17 protein-coding genes are annotated in these 19,569 nt (G+C 70.9%); 7 read left to right on the top strand and 10 right to left on the bottom strand.

Translation table 11 applies throughout. The features are described from left to right. Positions 1-61 precede the first annotated feature (61 nt). Both AB0B57_RS24140 and AB0B57_RS24135 read left to right on the top strand, forming a co-directional pair. On the top strand, positions 62-610 hold the full coding sequence (locus AB0B57_RS24140) for a sigma-70 family RNA polymerase sigma factor (protein ID WP_357073916.1): 549 nt from the start codon (positions 62-64) through the stop codon (positions 608-610). Then, positions 607-1,329, top strand: coding sequence for a zf-HC2 domain-containing protein (locus tag AB0B57_RS24135; protein ID WP_357073913.1), 723 nt, complete (start codon positions 607-609; stop codon positions 1,327-1,329). The genes AB0B57_RS24140 and AB0B57_RS24135 overlap by 4 nt, the downstream gene beginning before the upstream one ends. A 77-nt stretch (positions 1,330-1,406) precedes the next feature. Here AB0B57_RS24135 and AB0B57_RS24130 read toward each other — a convergent pair whose 3' ends face one another. The 5 genes from AB0B57_RS24130 to AB0B57_RS24110 all read right to left on the bottom strand — a co-directional run bounded on the left by AB0B57_RS24130 (position 1,407) and on the right by AB0B57_RS24110 (position 10,003). Beyond that, entirely contained in the window at positions 1,407-2,324 is a 918-nt protein-coding gene (locus AB0B57_RS24130) for a hypothetical protein (RefSeq protein WP_357073910.1), read from the bottom strand. A gap of 118 nt (positions 2,325-2,442) precedes the next feature. After that, on the bottom strand, positions 2,443-5,322 hold the full coding sequence (locus AB0B57_RS24125; protein ID WP_357073907.1) for a BTAD domain-containing putative transcriptional regulator: 2,880 nt from the start codon (positions 5,320-5,322) through the stop codon (positions 2,443-2,445). Positions 5,323-5,404: 82 nt separating this feature from the next. Continuing rightward, complete coding sequence (locus tag AB0B57_RS24120; RefSeq protein ID WP_357073904.1) at positions 5,405-5,788, bottom strand: hypothetical protein; 384 nt, start codon at positions 5,786-5,788, stop codon at positions 5,405-5,407. Positions 5,789-5,855: 67 nt separating this feature from the next. Further along, positions 5,856-7,064, bottom strand: a complete 1,209-nt coding sequence (locus AB0B57_RS24115) for an alcohol dehydrogenase catalytic domain-containing protein (RefSeq protein ID WP_357073901.1) — start codon at positions 7,062-7,064, stop codon at positions 5,856-5,858. Positions 7,065-7,174: 110 nt separating this feature from the next. Beyond that, complete coding sequence (locus AB0B57_RS24110; RefSeq protein WP_357073898.1) at positions 7,175-10,003, bottom strand: BTAD domain-containing putative transcriptional regulator; 2,829 nt, start codon at positions 10,001-10,003, stop codon at positions 7,175-7,177. 300 nt (positions 10,004-10,303) lie between these two features. Between AB0B57_RS24110 and AB0B57_RS24105 the strand changes: the two genes are divergently transcribed. Together AB0B57_RS24105 and AB0B57_RS24100 are read left to right on the top strand one after the other, a co-directional pair. Beyond that, positions 10,304-11,308: a sigma-70 family RNA polymerase sigma factor gene (locus AB0B57_RS24105; RefSeq protein ID WP_357073895.1), complete on the top strand. Its 1,005-nt coding sequence runs from the start codon at positions 10,304-10,306 to the stop codon at positions 11,306-11,308. Positions 11,309-11,312: 4 nt separating this feature from the next. Continuing rightward, the gene (locus tag AB0B57_RS24100; protein WP_357073892.1) at positions 11,313-12,065 is read left to right on the top strand and encodes a GNAT family N-acetyltransferase; all 753 of its coding nucleotides are present in this window, start codon (positions 11,313-11,315) and stop codon (positions 12,063-12,065) included. A gap of 59 nt (positions 12,066-12,124) precedes the next feature. On the opposite strand, the gene AB0B57_RS24095 is transcribed toward AB0B57_RS24100, so the two are convergent. From AB0B57_RS24095 to AB0B57_RS24085, 3 genes are all read right to left on the bottom strand, one after another. Further along, complete coding sequence (locus tag AB0B57_RS24095; protein WP_357073967.1) at positions 12,125-13,048, bottom strand: alpha/beta hydrolase; 924 nt, start codon at positions 13,046-13,048, stop codon at positions 12,125-12,127. A 172-nt stretch (positions 13,049-13,220) separates the two neighbouring features. Beyond that, positions 13,221-13,880: a hemerythrin domain-containing protein gene (locus AB0B57_RS24090; RefSeq protein ID WP_357073889.1), complete on the bottom strand. Its 660-nt coding sequence runs from the start codon at positions 13,878-13,880 to the stop codon at positions 13,221-13,223. An 83-nt stretch (positions 13,881-13,963) separates the two neighbouring features. After that, positions 13,964-14,464: a cupin domain-containing protein gene (locus tag AB0B57_RS24085; protein ID WP_357073886.1), complete on the bottom strand. Its 501-nt coding sequence runs from the start codon at positions 14,462-14,464 to the stop codon at positions 13,964-13,966. Positions 14,465-14,642: 178 nt separating this feature from the next. Between AB0B57_RS24085 and AB0B57_RS24080 the strand changes: the two genes are divergently transcribed. Beyond that, positions 14,643-15,101: a hypothetical protein gene (locus tag AB0B57_RS24080; RefSeq protein ID WP_357073883.1), complete on the top strand. Its 459-nt coding sequence runs from the start codon at positions 14,643-14,645 to the stop codon at positions 15,099-15,101. Further along, positions 15,098-15,427, top strand: a complete 330-nt coding sequence (locus AB0B57_RS24075) for a transcriptional regulator (RefSeq protein WP_357073880.1) — start codon at positions 15,098-15,100, stop codon at positions 15,425-15,427. The genes AB0B57_RS24080 and AB0B57_RS24075 overlap by 4 nt, the downstream gene beginning before the upstream one ends. Here AB0B57_RS24075 and AB0B57_RS24070 read toward each other — a convergent pair. After that, on the bottom strand, positions 15,424-17,013 hold the full coding sequence (locus AB0B57_RS24070; RefSeq protein WP_357073877.1) for a Na+/H+ antiporter: 1,590 nt from the start codon (positions 17,011-17,013) through the stop codon (positions 15,424-15,426). The two genes, AB0B57_RS24075 and AB0B57_RS24070, sit on opposite strands and share 4 nt — an antisense overlap. A gap of 150 nt (positions 17,014-17,163) precedes the next feature. Between AB0B57_RS24070 and AB0B57_RS24065 the strand changes: the two genes are divergently transcribed. After that, complete coding sequence (locus tag AB0B57_RS24065) at positions 17,164-18,777, top strand: FAD-dependent oxidoreductase (protein WP_357073873.1); 1,614 nt, start codon at positions 17,164-17,166, stop codon at positions 18,775-18,777. A gap of 73 nt (positions 18,778-18,850) precedes the next feature. Here the strand turns inward: AB0B57_RS24065 and AB0B57_RS24060 are convergent, their stop codons facing one another. Then, positions 18,851-19,543: a type 1 glutamine amidotransferase domain-containing protein gene (locus tag AB0B57_RS24060; RefSeq protein WP_357073870.1), complete on the bottom strand. Its 693-nt coding sequence runs from the start codon at positions 19,541-19,543 to the stop codon at positions 18,851-18,853. Positions 19,544-19,569 lie beyond the last annotated feature (26 nt).

Genomic DNA, 19,569 nt, shown 5'->3' with positions numbered 1-19,569 from the left:
AGGACCCGTGAGCATCCGGTGGAGACGCCGGCGACGTGAGGGTCAGCAAAGGGTGGTAGCCATGGCGGGATCAGGACCTGTTCGTCGGCAGGAAGTGGCAGGCGAGGCGTTGGTCCGGTCCATATTCGAGGAGCACGGACGCGCGATGCTCGCCTACGCGACCCAGTTGACCCGGGACCGCGCCGCCGCGGAGGACGTGGTCCAGGAGGCGCTGGTGCGGGCGTGGCGTCATCCCGAGAGCCTCGTCAACGGAAAGGGCTCGGTCCGTGGCTGGCTGCTGACTGTCGTCCGCAACATCGTGACCGACACCGTACGCGCGCGAAACGCACGGCCACCGGAGGTCCCGGAGAGCCCGACCGAGGCCGCCGCCGAACGCGACCACGCCGACCACGTGGTGGACTCGATAGTGGTGACCGACGCGCTGAAGCACCTCTCCCGAGAGCACCGACAGGTGCTTGAGCAGGTGTATCTGCTCGGGAGTACAGTCGCGGAAGCCGCCCAGGTGCTCGGCATCCCGGCAGGTACCGTCAAGTCACGCACCTACTACGCACTCCGGGCGCTCCGCGATCTCGCCGAACGTCCAGCCGGGATGGAACGGCCTGCCTCATGACATCCGACAGCTCCTCGCCGCACGCCGACCACCTGGACGTCGGCGCTTACCTGCTGGGTGACCTCGACCCGGATGCGACCCGCCGCGCGGAGGAACACCTGGCGGTCTGTGCGGAGTGCCGGGCCGAGGTCGAGTCGTTGCGCAGGTGGGCCGGTGCGCTCGACAACGTGCCCGAGGTGATGCTGCTCGACGGTCCACCGGAGGACGGCGACCTTCTGCTGCAACGTACTCTGCGGCAGATCCGTGGCGAGGCGGCCGAGCAGCGCCGACGACGCCACGCGATGTCCGGCGTCGCCGCGGCGGTCGTCGCCTCCGCCGTCCTCGGGGGTGTCTTCTTCGGGCCGGCGGCCGACCGGGCGCCGGGCGTGACCGCGCAGCCGGCTCCGGCGTCCCCGAGCGGCACGGTTGACCGGGCGGCCCGCTCGGCCACCGCGACCGATCCGGCCACCGGCGCCCGTCTCGCGGTGGCCGTGCGGCCGGCCACCGGCTGGGTACGCGTCACCGCGACGGTCTCCGGCATTCCGCAGGGCCAGCGGTGCCGCCTGCTGGTTGTCGGCAGGGACGGCAGCACGGTGCTGGCAGGCAGTTGGTTGGTGTCGGAGAGGGCGGCCACCGAGGGCACCACCCTGGACGGCAGCGCCCTGATCGACCCGGCAGCGGTCGACAGTGTCCGGGTGGAGACCACCGACGGCAGGGCGTACGTCAGCGCGACGCTCTAGGGCCCTAAGGCCTGTCCCACACAGCGATGCGCCGGCCCGACCAGTGGCCGAGCCGGCGCGGTGCCGTGCCGTCGGGGTCAGCCCAGCCGCACCGAGACGACCGCGTTGTCGAAGCCGACAGTCCCCAGATCCGCGACGTCGCCGTTGATCACCTGCGAGCGGCCGGTGCAGTCCTTCCCCGCCCAGATCTTGAGCGAGCCCGGAGCGGCCACGGAGGACGCGGCCCCCGGTCGGTCCAGGTTCCGGCAGCCGGTGCCGGCCACACCCTGCGACCCCGCACCATCGCCGAAGGTGGGGTCGTCGAAGAAGACGGCGCTCGTGGCCGGAGGCGCCGGCGAGGCGTCCGGGGTGGGCTGCTCCCCACCGGGGACGCCGGCCTTCCCGCCGACCGGGGTCACCCCGAACCAGGTGCCGCCGACGCCCTGACCCAGGGTGTCACCCGGCTTGGCGTCCTTGGCGAACCGGTAGACCGCCCACCCCTTGATGGTGACCTGCCGGGTGCCGTCGCGGCGCAGGATCGTGCCGACGTCCTCCTTCTTGACTCCGGCGACAAAGATCTTGCCGCCCGGAGCAACGGTGACCGGCGGCCAGGTTTCGGCGCAGACACCATCGCAGTTCGAGACCGGCGGCTGGTTGCTGTCCCTGTCGAATCGATAGAGGGTCAGTCCGGCGCCGTTGACCACGACCGGGTCGAGCTTTCCCACCTTGCTCGCGGTCAACTGGGTCCAACGCTGGGCGGACTCCTGGGCGCTCCCGGTCGCCACCCCGCCGTTGCGCACCGCCCAGTCGCCGGTGCCCTCCGCCGAGTTGTTGGACTTGGCGGTGCCGGACACAAGCGCGGGGCCGGTCCCACCGCTCGGAGCTGCCGGCTGGCTGCTGCCCAGGTCGGCGGCCCGGGCCGGACCGGGCGGCACCTGGGACGAGCCGCACCCGGTGAGCGTCGCCGCGCCGACGGCCAGCACGGCGAGGAGGGGAGTCAGGTGGTTGCGTGTCATCGGGGATTCTCCAGCGGTCAAGCGGCTTCCAGGAGGTCCAGAAGCCGTTCGACATCCACACGGAGCATGCCCGCGATCGGTTCAGGTCCGCCGGCCGTCGGGCAGCACGCAGCTGTCGTCAGTGCGGTGGCGGGTGAGCCGCACGATCCAGCTCTGCCGCCAGATGACGCAGCCTGGCCTGCAGGCGAAGGGGGCCGCCGCCCTGGAACGACCCCAGCACCTCCCGGGCGCCCGCCAACGCCGTGCGCGCCGCGCCCACGTCACCCATCGAGATCAGCAGCTCGGACAGGCTCACGAAGGCCTGGAAATGGTACGGCCCCTCGCCGAGCAGGCGCGCCGACTCGACGGCCGCCTCAAGCTCCTTGACGGCGTCCTCGGCGCGACCGAGCTTGACCAGGTTGTCCGCGACGAAATCCTTGTTCATTCCCTCCTCGTGCGGGCGCCCGACGCGGCGATTGATGTTCAGCGCCTCCTGCAGCACCTGGGCCGCGTGCTCGTACTGGCCCAGGCAGGTGAGCGATCTGCCCTTCGAGTAGAGGCCGCGCATCTCGGCCGTCTCGTTGCCCGCCGCACGGCAGAGAGACACCGCCGTCTCCGCGTACTCCAGGGCTCGCTCGTGCTCGCCGAGGCTGGTGCAGACCGCGTGCATGTTGATCTGGGTGAGCGCCTGCTCCAGCAGCATCCCGTTAGCCGCGAACACCGTCAGCGCGGCCGACAACAGATCAAGAGCCTCCTGGTCGGCCCCCTGAAACCACCGTGCGCCGGCCAGGCTGCGCAGCACGTGCGCCTCGCCGACCACGTCCCGATGGTCGCGCGTGGCCTGCAGGGCGAGCCGCATGACGTCCTCCCAGTCCTGGAAGTAACCGGCCCACTCGAGGTACTGCTGCATCGTGACCGCCAACTGCCAGGAGACGGTGCCGTAGCCCAGCTCGGCCGCGACCCGGACCGCTTCCCGGAGCACCTCGCGCCGCTCGGCGAACCACCCGTTGGCCTCCTCGTACGACGCCGGCTGCTCCGAGCGCACACCCGGCTGGGGCGGGGCGGGTGGAATCGGCGGGCGGTTCGGATGCAGCATGACCTGCGCGTTGAAGCTGCTGTGCAGGTAGTACTGGAGCAGCCGGGTGACGGCGGCGCGCTGCTCGTCGATCGGATCGGTCGTTCGGAGCAACTCCTCCGCGTACGCCCGGACCAGCACGTGCGAGGTGTAGCAGCCCTTGTCGTGCTCCGACACCAGCGCCGCCTCGGTCAGTTCCTCCAACTCGGCCCGGGTCCGATCCGGGTCCCGTCCGGACAGGCTGACGCAGGCGCCGAGGGTGATGCCCGGGGTCAGCGCCACCGACAGCAGCCGGAAGAGCCGTGCCGCGCCGGGGGTCAGCTGCCGGTACGACCAGGAGAACGCGGTGCGCGGATCGGTGACGCCGACGCCGCCCGGGAACGCGGCGAGCCGTCGGGCGCCGTCGCGCAACTCGGCCGCCACCGTGGCCAGCGAGAGCTGGGGCCGTACGCTGAGCCGGGCGGCCAGGATCGACAGCGCGAGCGGCAGCCGGCCGCACAGTTCGATGATCTCGTCGAGGACGTCGGCGTCGATGCCCTCGGCCGCACGGCTCGGCAGGACGGAGAGCCGGGTCGACAACATCCTGCGAGCGTCGGGCAGGTCGGGGACGTATGTGCGGTACAGGCGTGCGCCCTCGGAGGCCGAGAGACCGACAAGCGGGCGCCGGCTGGTGATCAGCACCAGGCTCTCGGCCGAGTTCGGGAGCAGCGGACGCACCTGCGAGGCGTCGCGGGCGTCGTCGAGCAGGACGAGCATCCGCTTGCCGACGGTCAGGCTCCGGTACGTGCCCACCAGCGCGTCGAACGTGTCGGGTACCTCCGACGCACGCACACCGAGGGCGTACAACAGCGAGCGCAACGCGTCCGCCGCCGAGACGGTGCCGTCCTCCCCCGCGTTGCCGCCCAGGTCGAGGTGGAGCTGGCCGTCGGTGAACTCGTCCGCGACCGAGTGCGCGAAGTGGGTGACGAGCGTCGACTTGCCCACGCCACCCATCCCGTCCACCGCGACGACCATCGGGCTGGTGCGCTGGCCGTCGCGCATGCCCAGAACCAGGTCGCGCAGCACCGTCAGCTCGAACGTCCGTCCCACGAACATGGGCTGGTCCGGTGGCAGCTGCGCCGGACGCACCAGCGGTGCCGGGAGCACCGCCGCGCCGGACTCCACGTCCGGTTCGGCCGCCTGGGTCAGCACCCGGTGCTGGGCGTTGCGCAGATCCCGCCCCGGGTCGATGCCCAACTCGTCGGCGAGCCGAGCGCGGATGGTCCGATACGCCTCCAGCGCCTCGGCCTGGTGTCCGGCCGCTCCGAGCGTCGTCACCAGGCTGGCGTGCACCGGTTCGTGCAGCCGTCCCATCTGCGCGGCGAGTCGCAGCGACGCCAGGACCCGCGCCGGTTGGCCGACACGGGTGGCGATCTCGGCGGCGGCGACGGCGGCGTCGAAGACCTCACCGTCCAACCCGGAGAAGGTCGCCATGGCTCCCGCGGTGTCGGCCAGGGTCTCACCGGCCGGTCCGTGGCAGAGTCGCAGGGCCTCCAGGTAACGGGCCAGCGCCTCCTCCAGCCGGTCGCCGCGCGCGCTCTCCGCCGCCTGCGCGACGAGCCCGCGGAACGCGACGAGGTCCAGCGTCGCCGGGCCCGCGGTGAAGCGGTAACCCGTGTCGTGCCTGGTCAGATACGAACCAGCGGCCCGCGGCGACAGGCCGGGCTCGAGGAGCCGGCGGATGGCGCCGATGTACTTGTGGATGACGTTCACCGCGCTGGGCGGCGGGCTCGGTCCCCACACCAGGTCGATCAACTCGGTCATGGCGATCCTGCGGCCCTGGTGCGCGATCAGGAGGGCCAGCAGGCAGCGTTGCTGCCGAGGGCCCGCGTCGAGTTCGACGTCACCCCGCCAGATCCGGAGCGGGCCCAGGATCTGCAGGCGTAGCGCGTTCGAGTGGGCCAACCGTTGTTCCTTCGAGGTCGAATGACTCTCGAAACGTAGTCACGGTCAGTGGATCATTTGTTGACGTCGACTGGACCGGCCGTCACCGCGGCACGGTCCCGAGCCACCAGTAGCCCACGAAACAGGCGAACGGCGACAGCGCGAGCATCGTCGCGGCGACCCAGCCGGCACGCCGGTCACCCGGCCGGCGGGCCAGCAGCCACGCGTTCGTCGCGACGAAGGCTCCGCCCAGCAGCACCGCGGCGACGGCCAGGAAGACCACTGCCGCGCCGGCCTCGTCGCCGTCGATCTCGACGGGTGGCAGCCGTCCGGCGATCGTCGCGTACGTGTGGTTCGTCGGCGACGAGGTGGGGTGGTGTGCCGCGTACGCCAGCAACGACATGAGGACCGCGAGCGGGGCGACGGCGAGCAGGCCGAGAACGGCGTTGCTCAGGGCCGCCAGGGTGACCGTGACGTGTCTGCGCACCCGATCAGCATCCACGGACCCACTGCACGCGCGATGGACCACCACTTGATTCGGCGCCGAACGGCCCTCACGCGGTCCGCAGGGCGACCTTCAGCCAGCCGGGGCTGCGAACGTCGAACTCGCGGTACGCGCCGATCGCGTCGGTGAGCGGTTCGTGTTCCGTCACCACGTCCTCCGGATGGACCTGGCCGGACGCGACCATCGCCGCCAGTTTCGGGATGTACCTGGGATGATTGCCGTTGCCGGCCCGGACGGTGAGGTTACGAGCCATTGTCGTGCCGATCGGAAAGTACCGGTCGGCGGGTGGGTAGACCCCCACGATCCCCAGGGTGCCCACCTTCGCGAGGCTCTCCACCGCCCAGGTCTGCGCCTGGCTGGGCGCGTCTCCCGGCTTCCAGTGCCCGTCCACTCCCGCACTGTCGAGGTTCGGGGAGATCCTGCGCTGCTCCTCGCGGTTGCGCTCGTCGTCCTTGCCCGCGGCGGGGCCCGACTTCGGGCTCTCGCCGTCCACTCCGACCGCGTCGATGGCGCAGTCGGCCCCGATTCCGTTCGTCAACTCCATGATCGCCTCGACCGGATCGGTCTCGTTGAAGTTGATCACCTCGGCCCCTCGCCGGCGGGCGTGTTCCAGCCGGTCGGCGTGTCCGTCGATCGCGATCACCCGCGACGCGCCGCGCTGGTAGGCGGAGAGCACGGCGAACTGGCCCACCGGGCCACAGCCCCAGACGGTGACGATGTTGCCATCGCTGGCGTCGGCCAGCACCGCGCCGAAGTAGCCGGTGGGGTAGATGTCGGACAGCGTGATGGCCTGCGCCTCGGTGACGTTCTCCGGCAGCCGGATCAGGTTGGTGTGCGCGAACGGGATCCGCGCGTACTCCGCCTGCAACCCGTTGAACGGGCCCTGCGCCTCGGGTGAGCCGGGCGAGCCCGTGCCGGCCCGCGGCCCGTACGGGTTGACGTCGTCGCACTGCGCGAAGAGCCCTCGGCGGCAGTAGGCGCAGGACCCGCAGCCCAGCACCGCCGAGATCACCACCCGGTCGCCGGGTTTGAGGTTGCGGATCTGCGGTCCCACCTCCTCGACGACCCCGACGCCCTCGTGGCCGAGGATCTTGCCCGGCTTCATCCCGGGCATCGTGCCCCGCACGAAGTGCAGGTCCGTGCCGCAGATCGCCGCCGTCGTGATCCGGACGACGGCGTCCGTCGGCGCCTCGATGCGGGGCTCGGGCACGTCGTCGACGCGGATGTCGCCGATGCCGTGCCAAACGACAGCCTTCATCGGGCGCCCCTCTCCCACACTGTGCACCGGCGTTCGAGCCAGCACACGCTGACCTTCTGACGAAATTCGGGGCTACCCGGGACACCGCACCGCAAACCCGCGCGAGACCGTCAGGCCGAGGACAGCAGCTCGGTGAGACGGAGGAGAGCGGCACGCATGCTGTCGGTGCCGCCGCCCTGCAACTCCCCGAGAACCACGCGGGCCCGCTCGAGCACCCGCGCGGCTCCGGGGACGTCGCGAGCCGTGATCAGCACGTCGGCCAGCTGCCGCAGGGCGTCGAACTGCAACGGCCGGTCCCCGACGCGGTACGCCGTCTCCGCCGAGAGTTCCAGCTGCTCGACCGCCTCGCCGACGTGTCCCGACGCGGCCAGGTTGCGGGCGATGGCGGTCCGGATCTCGCTCTCCTCACGGCCGCGTCCGATCCGCTGATTGAGTGCGAGGGCCTCGTTCAACGCCCGAGCTGATTCCTCGACCCGACCCAGCCCGGCGAACGACGTGCCGCTGAACAGGAGGCTGACGACCTCGGCCCGACGATTCTCCAGGAGGCGGGACAGCGACAGCGCCCTCGCGCTGTGGTCGAGGGCGAGGTCGTGCCGGCTCAGCGCACTGAACACCTGGTGGAAGTTGTTGTGCACGAGCGCCTGTTCCAGCCGCATGTCCCGGTCCTCGAAGATGCGCAGCGCCTCGCCGAGCAGGTGCAGCGACTCGTCGTTGGCTCCGAACACATGACGGGCGCCGGCCAGGCTGCGCAGGACGTGCGCCTCCCCGACCTCGTCGTGGCTCACCCGTGCCGCGTACAGCGCCACCCGCATGACGTCCTCCCAGTCCTGGAAGTAGCCGGCCCACTGCAGGTACTGCTGCATCGTGATGGCGAGCTGCCAGGGTGCGATGCCGTACCCGATGTCGGCCGCCCGGTGGACCGCCTCCTTGAGCACCTCCCGCTGGCTGGCGAACCAGGCGATGGCCTCGTCGTACGTCTCCGGCTGCTCCGCGACCACACCGGGCAGGGGCGGCGGCGGCTCGATCGGCGTCCGGTTCGGCTCCAGCACCACCTGCGCGCGGAAACTGCTGTGCAGGTAGTGCTGCAGCAGGCGGCTGATCGCCGCCTGCCGCTCCGCCGCCGACTCCTCGGCGTGCAGGAGTTCCTGCGCGTACGTCCGGATCAGCACGTGCGACGTGAGCCGACCGTCCTCGTGCTCGGTCACCAGGTCCGCCTCGATCAGCTCGGCCAGCTCGACCCGGATGTCGTCGGCGTCGCGGTCGCCGAGACTCACGCAGGCCGCGGCCGTGACACCCGGCACCGGGGCCACCGACAGAAGCCGGAACAGCCGGGCGGCACCGGGACCAAGCTGCCGGTAGGACCACGAGAACGCGGTACGCGGATCACTGAGGCCACCCCCGTCGGGGAACGCCTCGAGCCGGCGAGCGCCGTCGCGTAGCTCGGCGGCGACGGAGGCCAGCGACAGTCGCGGGCGGACGGCGATCCGGGCCGCCAGGATGGCCAGCGCCAGCGGAAGCCGGCCGCACAGCTCGATGATCTCGTCGACGATCTCCCTGCCCGCCGTTCCGCCGGCCGGCAGGTCGGCGAGACGGCTTTCGAGCAGCCGACGGGCCGTCGGCAGGTCGGGCGGATCGACACGGAGTGGATGGGCCCCGTCGAACGCGGCCAGGCCGACAAGCGACCGCCGACTGGTGACGAGCACGAGACTGTCCGCCGAGTTCGGCAGCAGCGGACGCACCTGGGAGGCATCGCGGGCGTTGTCCAGCAGGACCAGGATCCGCCTGCCGGCGGTCATGCTGCGGTACATCCCGATCCGCGCGTCGAACCCGTCCGGAACGTCGGAGGCGGCCACGCCCACCGCGTGCAGGAGAAGGCACACCGCGTCGCCGGCCGGCCGACTCTCACCCTCGCCGAGGTGACCCTGCAGGTCGAGGTAGAGCTGCCCGTCGCTGAACTCGCCGGCCACCCGGTGCGCGAAGTGGACCGCAAGCGTCGATTTGCCGACGCCGCCCATGCCGTTCATCGCGACCACCAGGGGGCTGGTCCGTCCGACGGCCCTCATCCCGTTCACGAGGTCGTCCAGGATCGTCAGCTCGGGGTCGCGGCCCACGAAGAGGGGTAGGTCCGGCGGAAGCTGCGCCGGACGCACCAGGGGAATCGGCCGAGATATCCCGGGGACCGGACTCGGTGCCCCGGAGGGCGGCATCCCCGCCTGGGTGAGGGCCCGCCGCTGGGCGTCCCGGAGCTTGTGCCCAGGGTCGATGCCCAGCTCGTCGTCCAGGCGCGCGCGGATCGCGCCGTAGACCGCCAACGCCTCGGCCTGCTGGCCGGCCGCGGCGAGCGTCGTCACCAGGCACGCGTGGACCGGCTCGTTGAGCCGGCCCATCTCCGCGGCGAGCCGCAGCGGGGGCAGCACCCGCGCGGGCTGACGCACTCGCACGGCCACCGCGGCGGCGGCGACCGCGGCGTCGAAGAACTCGCTGTCGATGCCGGCGAAGGTCGCCGTCGCGTTGTCGATCAAGCCAGCACCGGCCGAACCGTGGCACAGCTCGAGAGCGCTGAGGTAGTGGTCGAGCGCCTCGGCGGGACGGTCCTGCCCCAGGCAGGACTTCGCGGCGGAGACGTGCCGGCGGAACGCGAGAAGGTCGAGCGTCTCCGGCCCCGCGACGAAGCGGTATCCGTTGCCGTGCCGCAGCAGGTAGGACCCGGCCGAGCGGGTGGGCAGATCGGGTTCGAGCAGGCGGCGCAGCGCGCCCACGTACTTGTGGACGACGTTCACCGCGCTGGGCGGCGAGTCCGGGCCCCAGATCAGACCCGTCAGGTCGCTGGTGCTGACGGGCCGCCCCGCACGAGCCAGCAGGACCGCCAACAGGCCGCGCTGCTGACGCGGGCCCGCCTCCATCTCGATCTCACCGCGCCAGAGCCGCAGCGGGCCCATGATCTGCAGGCGCAGCGCACCCGTCGGGGCCGGCTCCGGGGACCGGCCGGGGCGAACCGGCTCTTGTGCCGAATAACTTGACGGTGACTGAATCGAGCGTCCGTTCTTCCAGCTCTCGGGACAGCAGGGTGCCGCGAGCGGCAAGACGGACGTCGGGGTTGAAAACGGCACGAGGCGGGCCGCTCCGCGGACGGTGTGGTCCTGGCTTGTGTCGACGGGCATGTCCTGCAGATCCAGGCGGCAGGACGAAAGTTCGATCCGCTGAAGAAGTTTTTCACTGGCCGGAGCTAGCGTTCCGGCATGCTCCTACCAACCTCGGCACCCGCCTCGACCAGCGACGCGGAGCAGGTGGTCCGGGCCGCCCAGCAGGGCGACCCGCGAAGCTTCACGCTGCTGTTCGAGCTGCACTACGCCGGCATGCTCGCGGTGGCACACCAACTGCTGGGCGCGGTGCCCGAGGCCGAGGACGCCTGCCAGGATGCCGCGATCACCGCGTTCGGCCGGATCGGCGAGCTGCGTGACCCCGCCGCGGTCCGGCCCTGGCTGCACGCCATCGTGCGCAACAACTGCCGCAAACTGCTGCGCTCACGAAGACCCGTCCCGGTGGGCGTGGCCGGCGAGACCCTGCACGCCCCGGAGCAGGACGACCCGGTCGCCCGGATCGACCGCAGCGCACTGCGGGACTGGATCTGGCACGGACTGCACCAGCTGTCGCCGGCCGCACAGACGGTGGCGATGCTGCGCTACTTCACCGAGAACAACTCGTACGAGCAGATCGCGGACCTCTGCGGGGTCCCGATCGGCACCGTCCGCAGCCGCCTGAGCGAAGCGCGCCGTCAGCTGGCCGAGGTCCTGCCCCGCGTACACGACGAGCGGCACGACGGGACCGCGGCGCTGCGGGCCGAACGACGCGAGGAGGCGACGACTGTGCTGTCCGCGGTGGCCGACGGTGCGCCGATGAACAAGGTGGCCGCGCGCTGGGCCGAGGACATGACCTTCTGCTGGCCGAGTGGCAAACGGACGACCGGCCGCGAACCGGTCTTCGCGGCCATGCGACGGGACTATGACTCCGGCGTCGCTCACCAGATCACCGCAGTGGTGGCCGGTGCGGGCATCACGATCTGGGAGAACGCCTTCGTCAACCCGCCGGAGGATCCGTTCCACTGCCCGCCCGGCGGGACCTGGCTGCTCCGCGAGAAGAAGGGCCTGGTGTGTGAGGTGCGCCTCCTGCACACCCCGCGACCGCCCCGCCCGGAGATCACTCCCCCGGCGAATCGAACTTCTGGCCGCCCGACCGGGTCCTGAGGGTATGACCACCCATTCCATCCACGACCTGGGCCCGCAACTCGCCGCCAACCGCCGCTACTGGTGCGGCTGGGCCGGTACGCGCCCCGACACCGACCTGCCGACCTACCGCACCGACATCCCCCACCCACTGCTCAACGGGGTCCTCCGCGTCCGCGGACAACAGCTCGACGACGCGATCGCGGAGGCGAGGGAGCACCTGACCGGCTCGCGGTGGGGCTGGTGGGTGGGCGCGGACAGCGACGAGGGCACCGCCGAGGGCCTGCTCGAGCGCGGCGCGGAGCAGATCGCGGACATGCCGATCATGGCCGTGGACGTGACCACCGTGGCCGAGGCCGAGGCGCCCGCCGATCTGTCGATCCGGACCGTCGTCGGCCCGGTCGGGATGCGGGAGTACGTCGAGGCCTACGCCGGGCCGCTCGGCATCTCCGGTGACCTGGGGATCGTCGTCGACCGGGAACTGAACTTCGCCTACCCCGACGTGGTCCGGCTCGCGGGCACCGTCGACGGCCGGACCGTCGGCACGTGCACCCTGTCGCTCGGCACCGACATCGGCGCGCTGTACTGCATCGCCACCGATCCCGACTTCCGTCGGCGCGGCATCGCGACAGCCCTCACCCGCGAGGCGTTGCGCATCACCCGCGAGTCGGGGCGGCGCATCGCCACGCTGCAGTCGAGCGCCGAGGGTGAGCCAGTGTACCTGCGGATCGGCTTCGACACCGTTGCCCGCTATCGCCTCTACCAGCTCCCGGAGTGAGCTTGCGGCGATGCCGCCCCGGCCGCTCACTGCCGGCCGGGGCGGCATCGCCGCGCCCGTCACCACCAACGCGCATCGTGCCGTCCGGTCAGGGCCAGCTCGCTCGGCCGACGAGGCCGGCCGGGAACGCCGCCGCAGACCCGTAGGGCGAACTCGAGCACCACATGGCTGAAGCGCTCGGCCTCCTCCAGGTGCGGGAAGTGCCCGCTGTCGGAGAACTCGGCCAGGACCGCATCGGGAATGGCCGACCGCAGCATCTCGGCCGGCTCGGGGCCGAATGCGAAGTCGTGCACACCCGCCACGACAATCGTCGGTGCGCTGATCGAGGGCAGTGCGCCACGAAGGTCGAAGTCGGTGGCCGGCCTCGGCCAGCAGGGCAGCGCACCGAGGAGATGGGCGAACTCCGTGCGCCGCCGCCAGTAGTCGGCGAAGTAGGCGGGGAGGAGCTGCCAGAGCCGTGCGGTGCTCTCGTGCACCCAGCGGTCGGCGGGACGGTCGAACGCGGCGATCATCGCTTCGGCATCGGTGCGGTCCGCGTGGGCCAGCGCGTACTGCCGGAGTTTCTCCCGCGCCGCTGCCCGGGTGTGGTCATCGGCCATGGGTGCGGTCGCGTACAGGATCAGCCCGGCGGTCCGGTCCGGGCGGCGCAACGCCAGACTCTGCGCGACGAATCCACCGTGCCCATGCCCCAGCACGAGCACCGGGACGTCGGAGAGGTTGGCAATCACCGCGTCGAGATGGTCGGCGTAGGTCTCGAGGTCGTACGTCGCTCCCGCCGGCAACCGGCTCGAACCGCCCGTGCCCACCGGCTCGAGATAGACCATCGTCAGACGGCGCTCGAGCAGTGGCATGCGCAGATAGTCTCCGGAAAGCCCCGGACCACCCGGATGTACGAAACAGAGCGGGCCGCGGCCACGAATGTGACAGATCAGGGAGAGGTCGCCAACCCGAACCGTGTGCGCCTTTTCCGAACCAGTATTCATTGCAGCTCCTCGGTGACCACGAATGACAATCAGCAGCCCCCCGGCAACCCCCAGGTCGAGCATGTCGGATCGCAGTTGATTTCCACTGACCATCTCCGACGCGGCCCGGGTGCACGATGAAGGGCAACCGGGTTCCCGGCTGCCCTTCATCGGCTCAACTGTCAATACCCGGTCAGGCGGTGCTGCCCACCCTGTCCAGGCCCAGACGACGGGCGTATCGGGTGTACGCGCCCGGCCCGAGCCGGGAGAGCACGAACCAGGCCGGACCCGGGATGACCGCCCTGAGACCCGCGACGTGCTCGGGGGCGCCGTCGCGCAGCACCATCCCGAAGGCCATGGGCAACAGGTTCTTCGGCATCGTGGCCATCGCGGCCGCGCCCACCTCGGCCCACTCCTTGTCGGTCAGGTATTTGTCGATCAACGCCAGCAGGTGCGTCTCCTCGGTGACCAGGTGCTCCAGCATCGGCGGAATCATGGCGTCGACGGCCGAGGCCAACGCATCACGGTCCGCCGACGTCGCCCTCCAGCGCCAGACGGTGGCCAGCCTCTCCACCTCGACAAGTGCCTCGTGCAGGCCCTCGTGCTGACGTTCCATGGTCTCGACCAACGGCGCGATCTCGTTCGGGCCCCGCTGCAGCAGTTTCGGCCAGACCTTCTCGTCCTCACCGGCGTGATGCAGGTTCAACAGACCGGTGAGGATGAGTACGTGCTCGGCGACCCGTGCGGCGGCGGCGCTGTCGTTGGCGGCAACGGTCCGGACGAGTGCCGCGGCAGCGGGAAACTCGCGTCGAAAGGCGCCGTGGACGAGGTACATGTCGCGACTATCTGCCATCGTTCTTCCTTCTTGATCCGTGCACGTTCGATGTGGGTCGGAAACGCCATCGCCCGAGTGTTCGAGGAGCGGGCGAGCATCGTTTAACGCGCGGCGTCGCGCAGTTGACTCCAGGGGCGACCCTCGTCGCCCGGGAGACGCGTGGTGCCGAAGCGTTCGTCGATCTCGGCGAGCTGTTCCGGGGTGGGATTCGGGCCGAGGCTGCCGAGTTCCTCGAAGAGTTGCTCGTTGCCGGCCGGCGCGCTGACGAACAGCAGCTTCCCGCCGGTCGGGGTGACGAACGTGTGATAGGCGCCCCGCGGCACGATGACAGTGGTTCCCGGGCCGCCGGAGAATTCGGCCTTGCCCACCCGGAAGTGGTACTCCCCCTGCAGGACGTAGGCGATCTTCATGAAGTCGTGGTGGGCGTGGGGCGGGTTCTCGACGATCACGTCGTGATGGAACACGAATGCCCCGAGTGCCCCACCAACCTCGGCGCCTCGCACGAGGATCTCCGGCCGATGCGGGCCGCCGAGTTCGACAAGCCTTCCCGCACCGGGCTGCACAGCCCACCCGTCCCGACCCCAGTCCGCCTGGCCCGTCATGGTCGCCCCCGTCTCGTGATTCCCGACTAGTAGGGCAAGTCAACGCCGCGGCACACGATTTCTAGTGAGTAAGGAGTTACTTCCGGCGACGGACGCCTCGGCAAGTACTTGCCGACATGGAAAGTGAGTGCTAGCTTTCCGTACTAGCAAGTACTTTCCAAGACGAGGGAGTCACCTGATGAACACCCCTACACCCGAAGAGGCCCGAGCAGCTCTGCGGGACGTCGACCGGCGGCGGACCCAGACGGCAGCGGCGGCAGGCCGGTCCCGGTGGGGTTGGATCGTGGCCGGGGTCCTGATCGCCGCGTACGGAGTTCTCGCCGACCGTGAACCACAGTTCGTCCGCACCTGGGGCAGCGCCATCATCCTGCTGCTGCTGCTCGTCGCTCTGGTGGGCAACACCCGGTTGGGCGGCTCGCTGCTCCGCCGGCCGGTGCGTCCGCGCGTCACGCCCGACCCGGCGAGCCTGGTGGGGCTGCTGCTGGTGCTGGCCGTCCTGATCGTCGGCACGACGATCGCCGCCGCCCTGGAGGTCCCGCACGTCGCGCTGTGGAGCGGACTTGCCGGCGGTGTCCTGGTGGCCGCCGCGGGTCCGTGGTGGCAGCGCAGGATCCTCACCAGGGAGATCGGACGTTGACCGACCCGAAGCTGGACCCCGCGCTGCTCGATCCCACCCGACTGGCCATCCTGGCCCTGCTGGCGGGAACGGAATGGGCCGAGTTCGCCTTCGTCCGCGACTCGGTGGAGCTGAGCGACTCGGCCCTGTCCAAACGGATCTCGGCCCTGAGCGACGGCGGCTACGTCGAGGTGCGCAAGGGTTACGTGGGCAAGCGCCCGCGGACCTGGATCAACCTCTCCCCAGCCGGTCGCGCGGCGCTGAGCGCCCACATCGCGGCCCTGCAGGAGATCGCCACGCGGGTCGGCCGCCCCGATTCGACACCTGTCCCCGAGCAGCCCGGCTAGGCGTTGTCGCGGCGCTGGGTCAGGTGGACCTGTTCGAGGTCGAGGCCGTCCTGCACGCGGCGAAGCACCTCGTCGTCGATCTCGCCCCGGTCACGCATGCGGACGACGGTGTCGTGGCGGTGGTCGATGACCGCCAGATGCAGGTCGGCGTACTGCTGCTCGTAGTGGGCCGCGGCCTCGTCGGGCCCGGAGTCGGCGTCGCCGTCGCGCAGCACGCGCAGGCGGCGGTCGTACTCCGTTCGCAACTGCTCGTGCACGTCGTCGCTCGTGCCCAGCTTCGCGGCCATCTCGGGCAACGACGCGAGGGCGTGCGCCATCGACCCGATCTCGGCCGCACGGCGCTCCCGCTCGGCCTCCCCGTCGGCACCCAGCCCGGCCCACCGCGTCACGCGCGGCATCAACGGCGCCTGGAGCAGCAGGGTCGCGGCGATCACGACGGCCGTGACGAAGACGATCAGGTCCCGGTCCGGAAACTCCGCCCCGGACGGCAGGGCATGGGGTACGGCAAGCGCCGCCGCCATCGACACGGCCCCGCGGAAACCGGCCGCCGACATGAGCGCCCGCGGCCTACCGCTCAGCCGTCTTTCGCGTTGCTGCGGCCGGCGGTCGATCGCCCGGATCAGATACGGGCTGGTGAACAGCCAGCCGAACCGCACCGCGACGATGACCGCGCAGACCACGACCGCGACCAGCAGGCCGTGGGCCAGCCCGGTGCTGTCCAGCCCGCGGACGGCCGACTGCGCCTCCAGCCCCACCAGGACGAACAGCGCCGCGTTGGCCAGCATGGTCAGGAAGTCCATGACGGTCTGGACGTGCCGGCGGGCATTACCGGGGAACAGGCGCGGCGAGGCGCGGCCCACCCAGAGTCCACTGACCACGGCCGCGAGGACGCCGGACACCTCGGCCGCCTCGGCGATCAGGTAGGCGGTCAGCGGCGTCATCAGCGCCAGGAGGTTGTGCTGGAACGGGTCGCTCAGCCGGCGGCGGATCTGCAGGACGAGGAACGTGACAGCCACGCCGGCCGCGATGCCGCCGAGGTACGACAGGGCGAACAGGCCGGCCACCCGGCCCACGCTGAGGTGTTCCTCGCCGAGCGTGATCCCGACCGCGAGCGTGTAGATCACCAGCGCCGTACCATCGTTGACCAGGCTCTCCGCGCGCAGCATGGTCGCGATGCGGCGCGGCAGCATCCGGCCCAGGACACCGACCGCCGTGGCATCGGTCGGAGCCACCGCGGCGCCCAGCACCCACGCCGGTCCCCAGTCGAGCCCGAGCGCGTGCGCGGCGGTGGCCACCCCCGCCGCTGTCGCGACCACGAGGAAGGTGCTCAGCAACACGATGACCCGCAGGTTCCGGCGGATCTCGCGCAGCGAGGAGGTGAACGCCTCCCAGTAGAGCAACACCGGGAGGAACACCAGCAGGACGGCCTCGGGTGGCAGGTGCACCACACGCAGTACGGGCACGAACCCGAGAAGGACACCGGCGATCAGGAGCAGCACCGGTGGGGCGATCCGGAGACGACGGGCCGCGCCCGTACCCGTCAGGATGGCGACGCCGACCGCCACCACCAATGCGAGGCTGGACATCAGGTTCCCTGTCCTTCGTCTCGGGCCGGGTGCTACGCCGCCAGCGGTTCGACAAGTTTGACGTGCCGTGGTGGACAGCGAGTGGAGGGCTTCTGCGCCCGCCGGTCGGGGATCCACTCGTCGTCAACAGACGGAACCTATCGTTCGAGCATGAGCACCGGAGACGCCGACGGCCCTGTCCTCGACACGGAGCAGTTCGACCGCCTCGCCACCTACGGCACCGAGGAAGAGGTCCAGCCGGGACAGGATCTGTACGCCGCCGGCGACAGCTCCTACGACTTCTTCCTGTTGCGCACGGCCACCGCCGAGGCCGTCCGCGACGCGACGGCGCTGGAGCCCGAGCGCCTCATCTACCGGCGCGGCCCAGGCGAGTTCCTCGGCGAACTGAGTCTCCTCACCGGGCAGCAGGTCTTCCTCACGGTCCGCGTCGTCGCGGCCGGGACTGTCGTCCGGATCTCGGCCCCGGAACTGCGCCGTGTGCTCGCCGAGCAGGTCGACATCGCCGACGTCCTGATCGAGACGTTTCGCGCTCGTCGTGAACTGATGCGCGGGGCCGCCGGCAACGCCCTGGAGATCGTCGGTCGACCGCACGCGGCGGAATCGCTGGAGCTGCGCACCTACGTGACCCAGATGCTTCTCCCGCACGCCTGGCTCGACGCGGCCTCGTTGTCCGGGCGGGCGCTCATGCGGACGGCAGGCGTCGGCGAGGACGACCTTCCGGTCGCGGTCACCGCCGGCCGGGTACTGCATCGCGCCACCCCGGGCACTGTCGCGGAGGCACTCGGCCTGACCTATGTCGCCACGGCGCGCAACCCCGACCTGGTCGTGGTCGGCGCCGGGCCGGCGGGGCTGGCCGCGGCGGTCTACGGCGCGTCCGAGGGCCTCGTCACCGTGTTGCTCGACGGCACCGGCCTGGGCGGCCAGGCGGCCAAGAGCGCGCGGATCGAGAACTACCTCGGCTTCCCCGCGGGTGTCAGCGGCGAGCAGTTGGCGCGGCTGGCGATGATCCAGGCGCTGAAGTTCGGCGTCCAGATCTACGCGCCCTGCGCGGTGGTGGGCCTCGACGTCTCGGACGAGTTGCGGCCCGTCGTGGAGCTGGCGGACGGCACCCGAATCGAGACGTCCGCGGTCGTCGCCGCCACCGGAGCGCGTTACCGACGTCTGGACATCGAGCGCTGGGCGGAGTTCGAGCAGAGCGGATGCATCCGGTACGCCGCCACGGAGCTGGACCTGCGCGGCTACGAGTCGCAGCCGGTGGCGGTCGTGGGCGGCGCCAACTCGGCCGGACAGGCGGCCCTTTCCCTGGCCGCACGCGGCTGCACGGTGCATCTGGTGGTGCGCTCGGCCGACCTCGGGGCGAAGATGTCGACGTACCTGGCCGACCGGATTCACGCCCATCCGCAGATCCACGTCCACACCACCAGCACCCTGCGAGAGCTTCAGGGTGACGACACACTGGCGGCGATCGTCGTGGCGTCGGAGGGCGAACGCGCGAGGTTGGTCTGCCGAGGGCTGTTCTGCTTCATCGGCGCCGACCCGGCGTCCGACTGGATGAAGGGCATCGCCACGGACGACGACGGTTTCGTGCTGACCGACAGCCGGCTGCCTCCCGGCACGCACCCGGCGCCGCTGCCGTTCCAGACCAGCGCTGCCCGTGTCTTCGCGGTCGGCGACATCCGGTCCGGCTCCACCAAACGGGTGGCCACCGCCGTCGGTGAAGGCGCCGCCGCGGTCTCCGCAGTGCACACCGTACGGGCCAGCTGAGGTTGAGCTCCGATCGATGTCGGCCGTCCGGCGGGCCCCTCGCAGTGGTCCCGCCGGACGGAGACGATCGAGGTTACGCGCCGGCCCGGCTCACCAGCGAGATCAGCTGATCCGCCGCCGGAGCCGAGGAGGCCGGGTTCTGGCCGGTGACGAGCAGCCCGTCGCTCACCACGTACGACTCGAAGTTGCCCGCCTTGGAGAACTCGGCACCCTTGGCGACCAGCTCGTCCTCGACGAGGAAGGGCACCACCTTGGTCAGGCCCATGTACTCCTCCTCGCTGTCGGTGAACCCGGTGACGCGCTTCCCGGCGACCAGGGGCTCGCCGTCGGGCGTCGCGCAGTGCCGCAACGCGCCCGGAGCGTGGCACACCAGCGCGATCGGCTTGCCCGCCGCGACGACCTGCTCGATCAGCCTGATCGAGTCGTTGTCCTCGGCGAGGTCCCAGAGAGGGCCGTGGCCGCCCGGGTAGAAGACGGTGTCGAAGTCGTCGACGGACACCGAGTCGAGCCGTACCGTCGTCTCGAGCTGGCGTTGCGCCTCAGCGTCCGCCGTGAACCGGCGGGTCTGGTCGGTCTGGAAGTCCGGCTCGTCGCTCTTCGGGTCCAGGGGTGCCCGGCCGCCCCGAGGCGAGGCGAGCGTGACCTCCCACCCCGCGTCGCGGAACCGGTAGTAGGGCGCGGCCAGTTCCTCGAGCCAGAAGCCGGTCTTGTGCCCGGTGTCGCCCAACTGGTCGTGCGAGGTCAACACCATCAGGACCTTTGTCATGTCCACTCCTCGAATCATCGGTCCGC

The sequence above is a fragment of the Micromonospora sp. NPDC049101 genome (assembly GCF_040648675.1).
In the GTDB taxonomy this organism is placed as follows: domain Bacteria; phylum Actinomycetota; class Actinomycetes; order Mycobacteriales; family Micromonosporaceae; genus Micromonospora.
This window is presented reverse-complemented; position numbering and strand designations above follow the sequence as displayed.